At 65.1% G+C, this 15196-nt stretch carries 16 protein-coding genes and 2 tRNA genes; 8 read left to right on the plus strand and 10 right to left on the minus strand.

Translation table 11 applies throughout. The annotated features are described in order from the left end of the window. Nucleotide 1 precedes the first annotated feature (1 nt). Complete coding sequence (locus HH212_RS07885; RefSeq protein WP_169434900.1) at nucleotides 2-1828, minus strand: aminopeptidase P family protein; 1827 nt, start codon at nucleotides 1826-1828, stop codon at nucleotides 2-4. A 162-nt stretch (nucleotides 1829-1990) separates the two neighbouring features. Between HH212_RS07885 and HH212_RS07890 the strand changes: the two genes are divergently transcribed. Then, nucleotides 1991-2584 carry a hypoxanthine-guanine phosphoribosyltransferase gene (locus HH212_RS07890; protein ID WP_169434901.1) on the plus strand — a complete coding sequence of 198 codons (594 nt, stop codon included), beginning with the start codon at nucleotides 1991-1993 and terminating at the stop codon, nucleotides 2582-2584. 189 nt (nucleotides 2585-2773) lie between these two features. Here the strand turns inward: HH212_RS07890 and HH212_RS07895 are convergent. From HH212_RS07895 to HH212_RS07905, 3 genes are all read right to left on the minus strand, one after another. Beyond that, nucleotides 2774-4128, minus strand: a protein-coding gene (locus HH212_RS07895) for an IS3 family transposase (RefSeq protein WP_370663913.1) whose coding sequence is annotated in 2 segments (ribosomal slippage) — nucleotides 2774-3642 and nucleotides 3642-4128 — 1356 coding nt in all. Because the reading frame shifts where the segments join, the coding sequence is not laid out codon by codon here. Between the two features lie 89 nt (nucleotides 4129-4217). Then, nucleotides 4218-5177 (minus strand): NAD(P)H-dependent flavin oxidoreductase, encoded by a 960-nt coding sequence (locus tag HH212_RS07900; protein WP_169434902.1) that lies wholly within the window; start codon nucleotides 5175-5177, stop codon nucleotides 4218-4220. A 93-nt stretch (nucleotides 5178-5270) separates the two neighbouring features. Continuing rightward, nucleotides 5271-5465 carry a DUF1289 domain-containing protein gene (locus HH212_RS07905; protein ID WP_169434903.1) on the minus strand — a complete coding sequence of 65 codons (195 nt, stop codon included), beginning with the start codon at nucleotides 5463-5465 and terminating at the stop codon, nucleotides 5271-5273. A 355-nt stretch (nucleotides 5466-5820) separates the two neighbouring features. Between HH212_RS07905 and HH212_RS07910 the strand changes: the two genes are divergently transcribed. Further along, on the plus strand, nucleotides 5821-6735 hold the full coding sequence (locus HH212_RS07910) for an extracellular catalytic domain type 1 short-chain-length polyhydroxyalkanoate depolymerase (RefSeq protein WP_169434904.1): 915 nt from the start codon (nucleotides 5821-5823) through the stop codon (nucleotides 6733-6735). Between the two features lie 22 nt (nucleotides 6736-6757). Here HH212_RS07910 and HH212_RS07915 read toward each other — a convergent pair whose 3' ends face one another. Next, nucleotides 6758-6967, minus strand: a complete 210-nt coding sequence (locus tag HH212_RS07915) for a cysteine-rich CWC family protein (RefSeq protein WP_169434905.1) — start codon at nucleotides 6965-6967, stop codon at nucleotides 6758-6760. A 154-nt stretch (nucleotides 6968-7121) separates the two neighbouring features. On the opposite strand from HH212_RS07915, the gene argB reads away from it, so the two are divergent. From argB to HH212_RS07945, 6 genes are all read left to right on the plus strand, one after another. Beyond that, on the plus strand, nucleotides 7122-8048 hold the full coding sequence (gene argB, locus HH212_RS07920; protein WP_169434906.1) for an acetylglutamate kinase: 927 nt from the start codon (nucleotides 7122-7124) through the stop codon (nucleotides 8046-8048). A 40-nt stretch (nucleotides 8049-8088) separates the two neighbouring features. Further along, nucleotides 8089-8163, plus strand: a tRNA-Thr gene (locus HH212_RS07925). A gap of 3 nt (nucleotides 8164-8166) precedes the next feature. Beyond that, nucleotides 8167-8243, plus strand: a tRNA-Asp gene (locus HH212_RS07930). Nucleotides 8244-8369: 126 nt separating this feature from the next. After that, nucleotides 8370-9098 carry an HAD-IA family hydrolase gene (locus HH212_RS07935; protein WP_169434907.1) on the plus strand — a complete coding sequence of 243 codons (729 nt, stop codon included), beginning with the start codon at nucleotides 8370-8372 and terminating at the stop codon, nucleotides 9096-9098. 32 nt (nucleotides 9099-9130) lie between these two features. Beyond that, a complete protein-coding gene (slmA, locus tag HH212_RS07940) occupies nucleotides 9131-9709 on the plus strand; it encodes a nucleoid occlusion factor SlmA (RefSeq protein WP_169434908.1) in 579 nt (192 codons plus the stop codon). An 8-nt stretch (nucleotides 9710-9717) separates the two neighbouring features. Next, nucleotides 9718-11691 (plus strand): chorismate-binding protein, encoded by a 1974-nt coding sequence (locus HH212_RS07945; protein ID WP_169434909.1) that lies wholly within the window; start codon nucleotides 9718-9720, stop codon nucleotides 11689-11691. A gap of 72 nt (nucleotides 11692-11763) precedes the next feature. Here HH212_RS07945 and HH212_RS07950 read toward each other — a convergent pair whose 3' ends face one another. The 5 genes from HH212_RS07950 to HH212_RS07970 form a co-directional block, all read right to left on the minus strand. Beyond that, nucleotides 11764-12393, minus strand: a complete 630-nt coding sequence (locus HH212_RS07950; RefSeq protein WP_211172473.1) for an OmpW/AlkL family protein — start codon at nucleotides 12391-12393, stop codon at nucleotides 11764-11766. A gap of 219 nt (nucleotides 12394-12612) precedes the next feature. Further along, nucleotides 12613-13215 carry a glutathione peroxidase gene (locus HH212_RS07955; RefSeq protein ID WP_169434910.1) on the minus strand — a complete coding sequence of 201 codons (603 nt, stop codon included), beginning with the start codon at nucleotides 13213-13215 and terminating at the stop codon, nucleotides 12613-12615. A 114-nt stretch (nucleotides 13216-13329) separates the two neighbouring features. Further along, nucleotides 13330-14163 carry a PPK2 family polyphosphate kinase gene (locus HH212_RS07960; protein WP_169434911.1) on the minus strand — a complete coding sequence of 278 codons (834 nt, stop codon included), beginning with the start codon at nucleotides 14161-14163 and terminating at the stop codon, nucleotides 13330-13332. After that, nucleotides 14160-14588 carry a CoA-binding protein gene (locus HH212_RS07965; RefSeq protein ID WP_169434912.1) on the minus strand — a complete coding sequence of 143 codons (429 nt, stop codon included), beginning with the start codon at nucleotides 14586-14588 and terminating at the stop codon, nucleotides 14160-14162. Before HH212_RS07965 ends, HH212_RS07960 begins: the two co-directional genes overlap by 4 nt. A 174-nt stretch (nucleotides 14589-14762) precedes the next feature. After that, complete coding sequence (locus HH212_RS07970) at nucleotides 14763-15188, minus strand: F0F1 ATP synthase subunit epsilon (RefSeq protein WP_169434913.1); 426 nt, start codon at nucleotides 15186-15188, stop codon at nucleotides 14763-14765. Nucleotides 15189-15196 lie beyond the last annotated feature (8 nt).

The raw sequence follows: 15196 nt of genomic DNA on the forward strand, positions 1-15196 counted from the left end.
CTCAGATCTCCTTCGTGCGCAGTTCGAGCCAGGCGCGCGCGGCGCCGTCCACGTGCGGCAGCAGGCGTGCGCGCACTTGCCGGTGATAGTCGTTCAGCCAGGCCGCCTCGTCGCCGCGCAACAGGGACGTGTCGATGCAGCGGGTATCGATCGGGCACAGGGTCAAGGTCTCGAAGCCGAGGAAGTCGCCGAATCCGGCACCAGCGGCGGCGGCGGCGGGCACGTTCAGCACCAGGTTCTCGATGCGAATGCCCCAGTGGCCCGGGCGGTAGATGCCCGGCTCGATCGAGGTGATCATGCCCTCTTCCATCGCCGTGTGCGGGTCCGGCGGCGCCACCGGAGAAATCACCTGCGGGCCTTCGTGCACGTTGAGGAAATAGCCGACGCCGTGGCCGGTGCCGTGGCCGTAGTCGATGCCGGCGGCCCAGATCGGCGCGCGCGCCAGCGCATCGAGCATCGGCCCGCGGGTGCCGACCGGGAAGCGCGCGCCCGAGAGCGCAATCAGGCCTTTCAGCACCAGCGTGAAGTCGCGCTTGTGTTCGTTCGCCGGCGTGCCCACCGGGATCACGCGCGTGATGTCGGTGGTGCCGCCCAGGTACTGGCCGCCGGAATCGATCAGCAGCAAGCCATCGCCTTCGATGACGGCATGCTGTTCTGGCGTGGCGCGGTAGTGCATGATGGCGCCGTTGGCATTGAAGCCGGCGATGGTGCCGAAGCTGGCGCTGACGAAACCGGGGCGGCGCGCACGGGCGGCGGTGATGCGTTCGTCGATCGTCAGTTCGGTGAGCGGCGCGCGCGCGGCGTTTTCCAGTTCCGGTTCGAGCCAGGCAAAGAATTCACACAGGGCCGCGCCATCCTGCTCCATGGTGGCGCGCACGTGGCCGGCTTCCTGCGCCAGCTTGCGCGACTTGGCGAAGGTGGTGGGGTTCACCGCTTCGACGATGCGCACGCCGTCCTGTACCTGGTCGCGCATGCCGGCGGTAACGCGGCGCGGGTCGAGCAGCAGTGCGCTGCCGGGTTCGATCGTGCGCAGCGCGCCAGCCGCGTCGTCGTAGGGCGCCACCCGGATGCCGTCGCGCTGCAGGCGCGCACGCAGATTGTCATCGATCTTGCCGTCGGCGACGAACAGCGTGGCGCGCTCCGGTTCGACTAGCGCGTGCGCCAAAAACACCGGGTTGAAACTGACGTCGGCGCCGCGCAGGTTGAACAGGTAGGCGATGTCGTCCAGCGTCGACATGAAGTGGCGCTGGGCGCCGGCCTTGGCCATCGCAGCGCGCACGGCGTGCAGTTTATCGGCGCGCGGCAGCACGGCATACGGCGGCTCGTACTCGAACACCGCTTCCGGCGGCAGCGCCGGACGCTCGGGCCAGACCGCGTCCAGCAGGTCGAGGTCGGTGCGCAGTGTAATGCCGCGCGCGCGCAGGGCATCGGCCAGCAGGCGCGCCACGGCCAGGCCGAGTACGCGTGCATCCACCGCCACGGTCTGCCCTGCCTTCATCGTCTCGGCCAGCCAGTCGATGTGCAGCAGGCTGGCGCCGGACGGGATTTTCATCAGCCGGATGTCGGTGCCGGCCAGTTCCTGTTCGGCCTGCGTGTAGTAGCGGCCGTCGGTCCAGACGCCGGCGAAATCGGCGGTGGCGATGAAGGTGCCGACCGAGCCGGTAAAGCCGGACAGCCAGGCGCGGCCCTGCCAGCGGCCGGGCAGGTATTCGGACAGGTGCGGGTCGCTGGACGGGACGATATAGGCGTCGACGCCGTGTTGCGCCATGGCGGCGCGCAGTCGGGCAAGGCGGTCGGCGCGCACGCCGGTGGTGTCGGGGGCTGGCATGGTCTGGTGCGTGGTCGAGTGTTGTTCCAGGATTCGTATCATACGCTGCCGGCGCGCCCTTGGGGTGGCATGGCCGGGAGCGGTCTCGGGTGATGCCAAACGGAACGCATTCCTGCGCGTTCTGACGCATAATCGCGCCGTATCCGTTCACTCACACATGCCATGCAAGATTTTCACTATACCCGCGCACGCGCGCTGCTGTCGAATGCCGAGGAAATCGTCAGCGCCGAGACCGTCACCGCCGCCGTCAAGAACGTCGCCGCGGTGCTGAACCAGCGTTTCGACAACGACGAGACCGGCGCCTTCCCGCTGGTGCTCGGCGTGATGGGCGGCGCCGTGGTTTTTACGGGCAACCTGCTACCGCAATTGAATTTCCCGCTCGAATTCGACTACATCCACGTGACCCGCTACGGCGACCTCGACCGTGGTGGAGAGATCGTCTGGAAAGTGATCCCGCGCCAGGACGTCACCGGGCGCACGATCATCGTGGTCGACGACATCCTCGACGAGGGAGAGACGCTGGCGCACGTCAAGCAGCGCCTGCTCGACATGGGCGCCGCCGAGGTGATCCTGGCGGTGTTCGCCGACAAGGACCTGGGCCGCGCGAAACCGGTGCAGGCCGATATCGTCGGCCTGAGCATCCCGAACCGGTTCGTGGTCGGCTTCGGCATGGATGCGCACGGGTACTGGCGCAACTTGCCGGGCTTGTGGGTGATCCGGGATACGGACAAGCAGGTCGAGGCGCCCGCGGCTTGAACGGCGCGGCTCGCAAGGTCGTGCCGTCGAAGCCGCAGCATGATTCGTCAGGTCAAGTCCATCGGCGTCTTCCCCGCGCAGGCGGGGACCCATGCTGAGCTCGATGTAACCGCAATGCCGGCATAGCGATTTCAGTTGCTGTGTATGGGTCCCCGCCTTGAAGTGACCTAAGAAAGTTGGACAGGGGGATTATGCGGTCTTGGCGTGTGCTAGTCTATATTGAACAGGACTCATGCCGCCAAGGCCGATCCTGATCCGGTCTTGATTGTAATACTGCACGTAATCCACGATGGTCTTCTTTAGGTCATCGATGCTGGCAAATTTGTGATTGTGGAAACACTCTGACTTCAAGATGCCGAAGAAGCTTTCCATGGACGCGTTGTCGTAGCAGTTACCTTTGTTGGACATGCTTTGCTCCATGCCGGCGTCGCTCAGCATCTTGCGGTATTGAGTCATCTGGTAATGCCAGCCCTGGTCCGAATGAAGCATTGGTTTTTCATTGATGCCCAGCTTTTGCTGTGCCTTCGTGAGCATTGAAGTTACCAGGGTGAACACTGGCCGTGTATCGAATGAATACGCAACGATTTCCCCGTTAAACAAATCCTTGATTGGTGAGAAGTACAGCTTGTCTTGCCCTACTTTGAACTCGGTGACGTCAGTGACCCATTTCTGGTTAGGTTCGCCTGCAGTAAACTCCCGCTTGAGCACATTTGGCGCGACTATGCCTACTTGACCTTTATACGATTTATATCGTTTAACTCGTTGTGACGACTTCAATCCTTCTGCCTGCATCAGCCGTTGGACGGTATTGGCATGAATTTTTTTACCTGCCTGTACCAAGGCGCTTGCTACGCGGCGGTAGCCGTAACGCCCTTTGTGCGCATCAAACGTCATCTTGATAAGCTGTTTGATGCCTTCGTGTCTATCTGGCCTTTGCCTGGCCTTGTCCCAATAGTAAAAATTGCTCTTGGGAAGATTGACGATCTTGAGCAGGGTAACAATTGGGTATTTTTGCCTTAATTCATGCATTACCTGCGCTTTTTGGGCGCGGGCTGCTTTTGTGCTTGAGCTAAGGCTTGCAGCTTTTTTAGAACCTCTACCTCCATACGCAAGTACTCGTTTTCCTTGAGCACCTCATCAAGCGTACGTTCGGCATCAGGTTTGGCGGCAGGTTTTTTCGTAGGTGCTTTCATTTGGCGAGCGTGATTGTGCGGCTTGGCCAATGCCTCCAAGCCACCGCTGCTATAGCGGCTCTCCCATATCCCAATACTGGTCGGGTTGCGAACATTGAAGATGGCTGCCGTCTGTTTCATCGACAATCCATTGTCCCACATGTACTGTAGTGCCGACAGCTTAAACTGGGCATCATAGCGCGTTACCTTGCGGCTGATTCCTTCCATCCCATGCAAACGATAAGCCGCTACCCATCGTTTGACCGATCCAATATTTACCTCGTGATGCGCCGACAAACGGCGGAAACCCATGGTACCGCTGAAGTACTCCAGCACTACCTTGTGCTTGAATTCGTCTAGATACTTGAACATCTGATCCTTCGAAAGTTGAACGGTTTTCCTGTCCAACTTCCTTAGGGCAGTTCACCTTCGCGGGGACGACGGCGGGGCACCGGCGCGGATCAACCCTTGATTCCCAGCCGCTCACGCGCCGCATCGTACTGCGCCTTCAGGCGCAGTACCATTTCTTCCACCGCCGGCACGTCCTCCATCAGGCCGACGCCCTGCCCGGCGCCCCAGATATCGCGCCAGGCCTTGGCGCTGCCGGACCCAAAACTCATCTTGCTCTTGTCCGACACCGGCAGGTTGTCCGGATCCAGGCCGGCCGCCACGATCGATTTCTTCAGGTAGTTGCCGTGCACGCCCGTGAACAGGTTGGTGTACACCACGTCGGCCGCGCTCGACGCGACGATGGCGTCGCGGTAGGCGTCGCTGACGTTCGATTCGCGCGTGGCCAGCCAGCGCGAGCCGACGTACGCGAAGTCGGCGCCCATCGCCTGCGCCGCCAGGATGGCGTCGCCGCTGGCGATGGCGCCGGACAGCGCGACCGGGCCGTCGAAGAACTTGCGCACTTCTCCCACCAGCGCGAACGGCGACAGTGCGCCCGCATGCCCGCCGGCCCCGGCCGCCACCAGGATCAAGCCGTCCACGCCCGCTTCCAGCGCCTTTTCGGCATGGCGGATCGAGACCACGTCGTGCAGCACGATGCCGCCGTAGGCGTGCACCGCATCCAGCATTTCCTTCGGCGGCGCGCGCAGCGAGGAAATGATGACCGGCACCCGGTGTTTCACGCAGACCTCGACGTCGTGCGCCAGGCGGTCGTTCGACTGATGCACGATCTGGTTGACGGCGATCGGCCCGACCTTGCGCTCGGGGTGCGCCGCCTGGAAATCGGCGAGCTCGCGCTGCAGGTCGGTCAGCCACACGTCCAGCTGCTCGGCCGGGCGCGCGTTCAGCGCCGGGAACGCGCCGACGATGCCCGCCTTGCACTGCGCGGCCACCAGCGCGGGACCGCTGGCGATGAACATCGGCGCGGCGATGACGGGTAAGGACAGGTCTTGCAGGACAGTGGGCAGCGCCATGTAAATTCTTTCGCGGTGGATTGATCGGGCCAGCCGGACGATTATAGGACCATAAAAGCACGATCGTGCTAGACCACCGGCTCTAATTCATCGTCAACCGAAATCGATCGCCTGCTCGCGCCGGCGGATGGCGGCCCACACCGCGCGTTTATAGTCGTCGTCGGCCTGGCTCCAGGCCATGATCTCGTCGATGGTGCGCATGCAGCCTTCGCACAGGCCGGTATCGGGCGACATCTTGCAAAGGCTGACGCAGGGAGAAGGAACGGGGGTTTGTTGTTCCGGCTTCATGGAAAGGCATCCGGCAAAGGAAAAGAGGCGCGCAGGTTACCTCATCGGCCCGCATCGCGCTGGCCGAAACGTCGCGTTCACGCATCTTTCTGTAAGGCTGACGCAAGCTTGGGCACCAAGACTAGGCCTATCCGCACAAGAGCCGATCCAAAGGAAGGCTAATGACCTTGAGCAATAAGTTGATCGCGCAGTTACGCAACGCCACCCGTTCGCTGTTGCGGCGTCCGCCCTCGGCGCGGGGCGCCATGCGCGAAGCCATCGAACCCGCCGCCGCGTCGCCCCCGGCGGACACCGGAACAACCAACAACATGCACAACCATCCCCCCGTCGGTCGGCCTACGACCCTTTTTCGAGCATGCTGGCCGATCTCGGCCGCCTCGGCCAGCTCGGCGCCAATCCCTTCGTATTCCCTGCTTTCGGCGCCGCCCCCAGCCTGCCCGGCCATTTCATCGACGCCGCCTACGCCAACGATGCCGGCAGCCGCGACTACAAACTGTACGTGCCGAGCGGCCATGCCGGCCAGCCGGCGCCGCTGCTGGTGATGCTGCACGGCTGCGCCCAGAGCGCCGACGATTTCGCCATCGGCACCGGCATGAACGCGCTGGCCGAGGAGTGCGGCTGCCTGGTCGCCTATCCGGCCCAGTCGCAGCACGCCAACGCTTCGCGTTGCTGGAACTGGTTCAATGCGGTTGACCAGCAGCACGGCCAGGGCGAACCGTCGATCATCGCCGGCCTCACGCGCGATGTCATGGCACGCTATGCCGTCGACCCGCGCCGGGTCTACGTGGCCGGCTTGTCGGCGGGCGGCGCGATGGCCGCCATCATGGGCACGCTGTATCCGGAACTGTACGCGGCGGTGGGCGTGCACTCCGGCCTGCCGTTCGCCGCCGCGCACGACCTGCCCTCCGCCTTCGCCGCGATGAAGGGAGAATTCCAGCGCCGGCAAGCGCCCGGACGCGCCGTGCCCATCATCGTGTTCCACGGCGACCGCGACACCACCGTGCACCCGGCCAACGGCGACGAATTGATGCAGCGGCGCCGCCGCCATCCGCTGGAGGCGACCGTGATCGAGCCGGGCCAGGTGCCGGACGGCCACGCCTACACGCGCACCGTGCACCACCGCCCCGACGGCAGCATCCATGCCGAGCACTGGCTGGTGCACGGTTCCGGCCACGCCTGGTCGGGCGGCGATGCGCGCGGCAGCTACACCGATATCAAGGGACCCAGCGCCAGCCAGGAAATGATGCGCTTCTTCCGCACCGCGCGTTGAGCGGCGGCGCCATCGGAACGCGTCAGGACGCGCGCGGCGCGGCGGCGGCCTGCTGCGCGATATGCCGGGCCAGGCAGGACGGGCACCAGCAGCCCGGCGCCACCGCGCCGCCCGCGGCCGGCGCGGGCGGCAGCGCGGCCAGCGGCGGCAGCGCCATGCACCAGCACGGGCCGCTATCGCCGTCGGCCACGGCGCAGCTAAAGTGGGCGCCGCAACGCGTGCAGGTGCTCATGGCGCTTTTCTCGCATAATCGGTGAAGGGCTGTGGAACAGGCATACAGCCCACCTTAATGCGGCCGCCGGGAAAATACAACAAGCTGCCCTTATAATGCGCACTGCGACCGGCCAATGCCCTGTAAAATCCCGCAACTTCTTTTTGGACCCCCCATGAACGCTACGCTGTCTGCCTTGGGCGACGACCAGAACAACGACCTGACTGCGGTCTCGCCGCAGATCAAGGCGCAGATCCTGGCCGAAGCACTCCCCTACATCCGCAACTTCCACGGCAAAACCATCGTCATCAAATACGGCGGCAACGCCATGACCGACGAGCGCCTGAAACACGGTTTTGCGCGCGACGTCATCCTGCTCAAACTGGTCGGCATGAACCCGGTCGTGGTGCACGGCGGCGGTCCGCAGATCGACAACGCGCTCAAGAAGATCGGCAAGCAGGGCACCTTCGTGCAGGGCATGCGCATCACCGACGAAGAAACCATGGAAGTGGTCGAGTGGGTGCTGGGCGGCGAGGTCCAGCAAGACATCGTCATGCTGATCAACCACTACGGCGGCCAGGCGGTCGGCCTGACCGGCAAGGACGGCGGCCTGATCCGCGCGCGCCGCATGGCGATGCCGGACCGCGAAAAACCGGGCGAGTTCCTCGACATCGGTTTCGTCGGTGAGATCGAGGCGATCAACCCGGCGGTAGTCAAAGCCCTGCAGGACGACGCCTTCATTCCGATCATCTCGCCGATCGGCTTCGGCCAGGACGGGCAAGCCTACAACATCAATGCCGACGTCGTCGCCGGCAAGATCGCGGAAATCCTGAAAGCCGAAAAGCTGATCATGATGACCAACATCGCCGGCGTGCAGGACAAGAACGGCAACCTGGTCACCGACCTGTCGGCGCGCGAGATCGACGAGATGTTCGCGGACGGCACGATTTCGGGCGGCATGCTGCCGAAAATCTCGTCGGCGCTCGACGCCGCCAAGTCGGGCGTGAACACCGTGCACATCATCGACGGCCGTATCGAGCACTCTTTATTGCTGGAGGTCTTGACCGAACAGGCCTTTGGCACTATGATCCGGTCTCACTGAAATTTTGCAGCGGCAAATTGCCTCAGCAAAGTGAATTGATGCCCTTGTAGCTCAGTGGTAGAGCACTCCCTTGGTAAGGGAGAGGCCACGTGTTCAATCCACGTCAAGGGCACCACCTGGAGCGGTAGTTCAGTTGGTTAGAATACCGGCCTGTCACGCCGGGGGTCGCGGGTTCGAGTCCCGTCCGCTCCGCCAGGATTCAAATAAAAAATGCTCCCTCGTGGAGCATTTTTTATTTGTACGTTCCGAGTGGTTTCGTTCAGCTGAGTATGGGTCCCCGCCTGCGCGGGGACGACGATGAGATGGCTGTTCCTTCACTCCATGACCGTGTCCAAGCTCCCTTCCCCCGTCTGGCTGTTCGACCTCGACAACACCCTGCACGACGCCTCGCACGCGATCTTCCCGGCGATCAGCGCCAACATGAACACGTACATCGCGCGCGTGCTGGGCGACGGCACCACGCCGGCCAGCCAGGATGCCGTCAACGCAGCGCGCGTCGGCTACTGGAAGCGCTACGGCGCCACCCTGCTCGGCATGATCCGCCACCACCAGGTCGACGCCGCCGACTTCCTGCGCCGCACCCACGACCTGGGCGCCCTGTCCGAGCTGGTGCGCTTCGAGCGCGGCCTCTCGCGCCTGCTGCGCCGCCTGCCCGGCCAGAAAATCCTGCTGACCAACGCGCCCACCGTGTATTCAGGCGGCGTGGTGCGCCACCTCGGCCTGCAGCGCCATTTCGCCCATCACATCGCGATCGAGGACATGCGCGTGCATGGCCGTCTGCGTCCCAAGCCATCGAAACTGATGCTGCGCCGCCTGCTGCGCAAGCACGGCCTGGTGCCGCGCCGCTGCATCCTGGTCGAGGACACGCTGGTCAACCTGAAGCACGCCAAGCAGCTCGGCCTGCGCACCGCCTGGGTCACGCAATACCTGCGCTATGCCGACCCGATCGGCAAAGCCCCGCTGCCGAAGATGGTCAAGCGCCCCGCCTATGTCGATGTCAAAGTAAAATCCGTGCTGCAGTTGCCGCTGCGCCTGCAGCGGCTGCGCTGATCATTCATTTCACTACGGAGCATCGCCGATCCATGGGTAGTAGCAAGCCGGGCCAGAGAAAGCAGCAGATCCTGTCCGCCCTGGCGGCCATGCTCGAGCACCCGAAAGGCGACCGCATCACCACCGCCGCGCTGGCCGCCCGCATGGCCGTGTCGGAGGCGGCGCTGTACCGCCATTTCGCCAGCAAGGCGCAGATGTTCGAGGGCTTGATCGATACCATCGAAGCGAGCGTGTTCGGCGCCACGCGCCAGATCGCCGAGCGCGAGCCGGACGGCGTCAAGCAGGCGCACGCGATGCTGTTGATGCTGCTGGCCTTTGCTGCCGACAACCAGGGCATGACGCGCGTGCTGATCGGCGAAGCCCTGGTCGGCGAGGACGAGCGCCTGCAGCTGCGCATGAGCGGCTTCTACGAGCGCGTCGAGCAGGCTTTCATGCAATCGCTCAGCACTGCCGCCGGCCAGGGCCATGGCCGCATCGAGGATGTGGCGGCGCGCGCCGCCATGCTGGTGTCCTACGTGACCGGGCGCTGGCACCGCTTCGCCAAGAGCGGCTTCCGCCAGCATCCGGCCGACCACAGCCCGGTGCACCTGGCGCTGCTGCTGGCGGCGTGACGGCGCATATGCAAGGCCCCGTATTCGCCCTGCTCGACGACGCCGGCGCCGATGGCCGCGCGCAGGCGCGCTCGCGCCTGTACCGCGATCACGCCGGCACGCTGGCCTGCCACGACATCCACGCCTGGCCGCAATTGCTGGCGCAGCTGGAAGCGGCGCTGGCGCGCGGCCTGTACGCGGTGCCGGTGCTGGCCTACGAACTCGGAGAAGGCCTGTTCGGCATGGCTGCCCGGTCCGCGTCTGCCGACCCGGCGCACCCGCCGACGCCGCCGGCGCCGCTGGCGCAGGTGCTGCTGTTCGAACGCTACGAAGCGCTCGATGCCGACGGCGTCGCGGCCTGGCTGCGCGAACGCGCCGCTGCCGTGGACCAAGCGGCCGGTGCGCAGGGCAGCGCACCGGCCGGTATCGCCGCGCTGCGCGCCAACGTGGGTGAAACCGCGTTCACGCGCGCCATCGACGCCATCCGCGCCTGGATCGCCGCCGGCGACACCTACCAGGTGAACTACACTTACCGCCTGCGCTTCGACGCCTTCGGCTCGGTATTCGCCTTGTACGAGCGCCTGCGCGCGCGCCAGCCGGTGCCGTACGGCGCGCTGATCGGCCTGCCGGACGGACGCACCGTGCTGTCCCTGTCGCCGGAACTGTTCGTGCGCCACACGGGTGGACGATTGCTGGCGCGGCCGATGAAGGGCACCGCTCCTGCGGCGCCCGACGCATCGCCCGATGCTGCCGCGATCGATGCCGAGCGCGCCCGGGCGCTGGCCGCCGATACCAAGAACCGCGCCGAAAACCTCATGATCGTCGACCTGCTGCGCAACGACCTGGGGAAGATCGCCGTCACCGGCAGCGTGGCCGTGCCGGCGCTGTTCGAGGTCAATCGCCACGGCAAGGTGCTGCAGATGACGTCCACCGTGCACGCGCAACTACGCCCCGGCGTCACGCTGGCTTCTCTATTCGACGCGCTGTACCCGTGCGGCTCGATCACCGGGGCGCCCAAGCGCCGCACCATGGAAATCATCCGCGAATTGGAGCCGGACGCGCGCGGCATTTACACGGGCGCGATCGGCTGGATCGATCCGCCCGCGTGCGCAGGCACGGATGCCGGCGCGGACCCTGACGGCGCCGCCACGCAGATGGCGGGCGCCGTTCCGGTGGCCGCTGCCCGCTTCGGCGACTTCTGCCTGTCGGTGCCGATCCGCACACTGGTGCTGCAGGCGCCGCGGGACGGCGTACGCGAAGGTGAACTCGGCGTCGGCGCCGGCATCGTCCACGACAGCGACGCCGCCGCCGAATTCGCCGAGTGCCGCCTGAAGGCCGGTTTTCTCACCGGTCTCGCCAACACGTTCGAACTGTTCGAGACCATGTTCGCCACGCGCGAGGATGGTTGCCGGCACTTGCAGCGGCACTTGTCTCGCCTGCAGGCCTCGAGCGCCTATTTCGGCTACCCGTTCGACGCGGACCGCACGCGCGCCGCCGTGCTGGATGCCTGCGCCGCCCTGGCGCCCGGTTTGCCGCACCGCCTGCGCCTGGCGCTGCGCCCCGATGGCGTGCTCGACCTGCAAAGCGCCGTGCTGGCGCCGCTGCCGGCCGCGCAGGACCAGCCGGTGCGCCTGCTGCTGGCGTCAGAAACGACCCGATCGGGCGACCTGCTCCTGCGCCACAAGACCAGCGTGCGCAGCCGCTACGATGCCGCCTGGCGCGCCGCGGAAAGCGCCGGCGCCTTCGACACCCTGTTCTTCAACGAGCGCGGCGAGTTGACGGAGGGCGGGCGCAGCAACGTGTTCGTGCATGTCGACGGCCGCTGGATCACGCCGGCGCTGGCGTGCGGCGTGCTGCCCGGCGTGCTGCGCGCCGTGCTGCTGGACGATCCGGGCTGGGATGCGGTCGAGGGTGTGATCACGCGCGCCATGCTGCAACGTGCCGACGCGATCGTGGTGTGCAATGCGCTGCGCGGCCCGCTGCAAGCGGTGCTGGCCGGCTGAATCAAAAAAGCCGGCGCGAGGCCGGCGTGAAAGCCGGCGTGGCCGGCGCGCTTTGGAGAAAGCGGTAACTCTTCAGAAACGGTAGCCGAGACCGACGCCCAGCAATACCGGATCGACCTTTACGCGCGTGACGCGCGCGCCGGCGATCTCGACGTCGCTGCGGATCTGCACCTTCTTGACGTCCAGGTTGACCGACCAGCGATCGTCGATCCTGACATCGACGCCGGCCTGCAGCGCCAGCCCGACGCTGTCGTGTTCCAGGCGCGCCGCGCCGTTCAGCAGGTTCACCTTCGACATCAGCGTGTAGTTGACGCCGGCGCCGACGTAGGGGTCGATGCCCGCGCCCGGCAGGAAGTGGTATTGCGCGGTCAAGGTCGGCGGCAGGTGTTTGAAGGTGCCGATCGCCGCGCCGTCCAGGGTGACGGTATGCTTTTGCGGATAGGTGAGGATCAGTTCGGCGGCCCAGTTGGGCGTCAGGAAGTAGGCGATGTCGACTTCGGGAATCCACTTGTCGCTGACGTGCAGGCGGTCGCCGGCGCCGGTGCCGCCGAGCGGGTCGGACTTGTCGGCCGGATCGATGTGCAGCGCACGCACGCGCACCAGCCACGGCGACTCTTGCGCCAGCGCGGGCGCGGAAACGGCGGCCATGCCGGCACAGACACCCAGCGCGGCAATCATCCCTTTCAGCATCGACTTGTTCATGGTGTGACCTTTCTTCGTGTTGTTGTTCAGCGAAGAGAAGTTTATTGATGCGGCACAACAAAATCATTGATGTGCATCAAAACAACCATGAAGCAGTGATGGTCATTAAAGCATCTGCGTCGTCCCCGCGAAGGCGGGGACCCATCGGGCGCCGATCGAAGTCGCTCAGCATGGGTCCCCGCCTTCGCGGGGAAGACGGGAAAATTGGCAGCGTGTTTTTTATCCGCCCAGCGCCTGCTCGATCTTGCCCACCAGCGCCGCATCTTCCGGCGTCACCTTGCTCGGGAAGTAATCCAGCACCTTGCCGTCGCGGCCGATCAGGTATTTGTTGAAATTCCACTTCGGCTGGTTGCCGGTGGCCTTGATCAGTTCCGCATACAGCGGATTGGCGCCGTTGCCGCTCACCGCGGTGGTGGCGAACATCGGGAATTTCACGCCGTAGGTGTTGTAGCACAGGTCGGCGATCTTCTTGGCGTCGGCGTCTTCCTGCTTGAAGTCGTTGGACGGGAAGCCCAGCACCACCAGGCCGCGCGGCGCGTATTTCGAATACAGCTTTTCCAGGCCGTCGTACTGCTTGGTGTAGCCGCAATAGCTGGCGGTGTTCACCACCAGCACCACCTTGCCGGCGTACTGGCACAGGTCCTGCGGCGCCTCATCCTGCAGGCGCTTGAAGCTGTGCTGCAGCACGGCCGGGCAGGAAGCCGGCGCCTTGTTCACGGCCGGCGCAGCCGCCGCGTTTTGCGCGAGTGCGGGCGCCGGCACGGCGGTGGCGATGGCGGCGGCGCCGGCGAGGGACAGCAGGAAAGCGGTGGTCTTGGACATGGAGGAAGTCGCGCAAATAAAATGGTTGGAGGGAGCCATTCTATGCCAAATCGGACGCGTATCGGTGCCGCCCCGGCGCCCGTTTCGCCAGACCGCACGGCGCTGTCGCCCCCCCTACTCCACCTTCACCTGCGACAGGTCCGCCTGCGGCGCCGGCCAGTCCAGCTTCATGCCCTGCATCGTTTCCAGCAGCAGGTTGGCGATGATCAGGTTGCGATGGGTTTTCGAATCGGCCGGCACCACGTACCAGGGCGCGTGGTCGGTATCGGTGGCGCGCAGCGCATCCTCGTAGGCGTGCCGGTAAGCGTCCCAGTGCTTTCTCTGCACCAGGTCGTTCGGATCGAATTTCCAGTGCTTCTCCGGGTCGTCCAGGCGCTCCTCCAGGCGCTTCTTCTGTTCGTCCTTCGAGATATGCAGGAACACCTTCATGATCGTGGTGCCGGATTCCGCCAGCATGCGCTCGAAGTCGCGGATCTGGTTCAGGCGCCGCTTGACTTCCTTGCCGTCGATGTCGCCGGCCACGCGCGGCACCAGCACGTCTTCGTAATGGCTGCGGTTGAAGATCGCGATCTCTCCGCTGCCCGGCACGTGCGGATGCACGCGCCACAGGAAGTCGTGGGCGCGCTCGCGCGTGCTCGGCGCCGTGAAACCGGTGGCGCGCAAGCCCATCGGATTGATGTGCGAGAACAGCTTGCGGATGGTGCCGTCCTTGCCCGAGGTATCCATCCCCTGCAGCACCAGCAGCAGTTTGCGCTGGCGTCCGGCGTACAGCTTTTCCTGCAGCTTGCCGGCTTCCGCGGCCAGCTCGTCCGTCAGCGCGCGCTCCTTCGCCTTGATGGCGCCGTTGCGCAGCTTGCCGCCCTCGTCGTCGCGCAGCGGGGTGGCGCCGGCATCTTCTTCGCGCAGTTCGAGGCCGCCGCGTACGCGGAAACGTTCCAGCAACTTCATGCGGAGGCTCCCAGCTTGCGGTGCTCGATCAGCATGCAGTGGTCCATGACCACGTCCAGGCCGGCGGCGCGCGCCAGGTCGGCCGCTTGCTGGTTCTCGATCCCGAGCTGCATCCACAGGGTGCCGGCGCGCACCGCGATGGCATCCCGGGCGATCGGCAGCATGTCTTCCGGTTTGCGGAAGCAGTCGACCACGTCGATGCGCTGTCCCTCGTGCGCCAGGGCGTCGGCCGCTTCCTGCAGGGTGGCGTAGGCCTTTTCACCGAGGATCTCCTTGCCGGCATAGGCCGGGTTGACCGGGACGATCCGGTAACCGTGCCGCTGCAGGTAGCCGGCCACCTCGAGGCTGGCGCGGTCCGGCTTGTCGGACAGGCCGACGACCGCCACGGTCCTGGCGCTATGGAGAATTTGTTCGATGGTTTTCATGATTGTCTGTCGCTGGTTCGATGGGCGCCACCCTGGCGCTGCGCCAGGGTGCATTGAAATCCAGCTTATCAGGTTTGCATGGGTGGGCGGCGCAAGCGTGCCCGGCCGTGCAGCGCCAATGAAAAAGGCAGCCCGCAGGCTGCCTTCATTGTATGCATCGCCAGACGACAGCGATCAGCGTCCTTTATGACGCAGCTTGTGGATCGCCGCCAGTTGTGCGATCGCCGCCGCCAGTTCGGCTTGCGCCTTGGCGTAGTCGATCTGCGTGTCCTTGTGCAGCATCAGCTCTTCGGCCTTGCGCTTGGCTTCCTGGGCTTTCGCTTCGTCCAGATCGGCGCCGCGGATCGCGGTGTCGGCCAGCACGGTCACGCCTTTCGGCTGGACTTCCAGGATGCCGCCGGCGACGAACACGAATTCTTCGTCGCTGCGGCCGGCCACCTTGATGCGCACGGCGCCCGGACGGATGCGCGTGATCAGAGGGGTGTGCATCGGGTAGATACCCAGCTCGCCCGATTCACCCGGCAACGCGACGAATTCCGCCTGGCCCGAAAAGATCTGCTCTTCGGCCGAGACGACGTCAACTTGGATGGTGTTTGCCATGTGTGTCC

It is taken from the genome of Massilia forsythiae (assembly GCF_012849555.1).
GTDB classification, from domain to species: domain Bacteria; phylum Pseudomonadota; class Gammaproteobacteria; order Burkholderiales; family Burkholderiaceae_D; genus Telluria; species Telluria forsythiae.

Excerpts from the sequence above, each read along its gene's own strand:
- HH212_RS07950 (WP_211172473.1), bottom strand. The coding sequence starts at position 12,393 with ATGAACAAGTCGATGCTGAAAGGGATGATTGCCGCGCTGGGTGTCTGT.
- HH212_RS07905 (WP_169434903.1), bottom strand. The coding sequence starts at position 5,465 with ATGAAGCCGGAACAACAAACCCCCGTTCCTTCTCCCTGCGTCAGCCTT.
- HH212_RS07910 (WP_169434904.1), top strand. The coding sequence starts at position 5,821 with ATGCTGGCCGATCTCGGCCGCCTCGGCCAGCTCGGCGCCAATCCCTTC.
- HH212_RS07970 (WP_169434913.1), bottom strand. The coding sequence starts at position 15,188 with ATGGCAAACACCATCCAAGTTGACGTCGTCTCGGCCGAAGAGCAGATC.
- HH212_RS07915 (WP_169434905.1), bottom strand. The coding sequence starts at position 6,967 with ATGAGCACCTGCACGCGTTGCGGCGCCCACTTTAGCTGCGCCGTGGCC.
- HH212_RS07935 (WP_169434907.1), top strand. The coding sequence starts at position 8,370 with ATGACCGTGTCCAAGCTCCCTTCCCCCGTCTGGCTGTTCGACCTCGAC.
- HH212_RS07885 (WP_169434900.1), bottom strand. The coding sequence starts at position 1,828 with ATGCCAGCCCCCGACACCACCGGCGTGCGCGCCGACCGCCTTGCCCGA.
- slmA (WP_169434908.1), top strand. The coding sequence starts at position 9,131 with ATGGGTAGTAGCAAGCCGGGCCAGAGAAAGCAGCAGATCCTGTCCGCC.
- HH212_RS07945 (WP_169434909.1), top strand. The coding sequence starts at position 9,718 with ATGCAAGGCCCCGTATTCGCCCTGCTCGACGACGCCGGCGCCGATGGC.
- HH212_RS07900 (WP_169434902.1), bottom strand. The coding sequence starts at position 5,177 with ATGGCGCTGCCCACTGTCCTGCAAGACCTGTCCTTACCCGTCATCGCC.
- HH212_RS07890 (WP_169434901.1), top strand. The coding sequence starts at position 1,991 with ATGCAAGATTTTCACTATACCCGCGCACGCGCGCTGCTGTCGAATGCC.
- argB (WP_169434906.1), top strand. The coding sequence starts at position 7,122 with ATGAACGCTACGCTGTCTGCCTTGGGCGACGACCAGAACAACGACCTG.
- HH212_RS07960 (WP_169434911.1), bottom strand. The coding sequence starts at position 14,163 with ATGAAGTTGCTGGAACGTTTCCGCGTACGCGGCGGCCTCGAACTGCGC.
- HH212_RS07965 (WP_169434912.1), bottom strand. The coding sequence starts at position 14,588 with ATGAAAACCATCGAACAAATTCTCCATAGCGCCAGGACCGTGGCGGTC.
- HH212_RS07955 (WP_169434910.1), bottom strand. The coding sequence starts at position 13,215 with ATGTCCAAGACCACCGCTTTCCTGCTGTCCCTCGCCGGCGCCGCCGCC.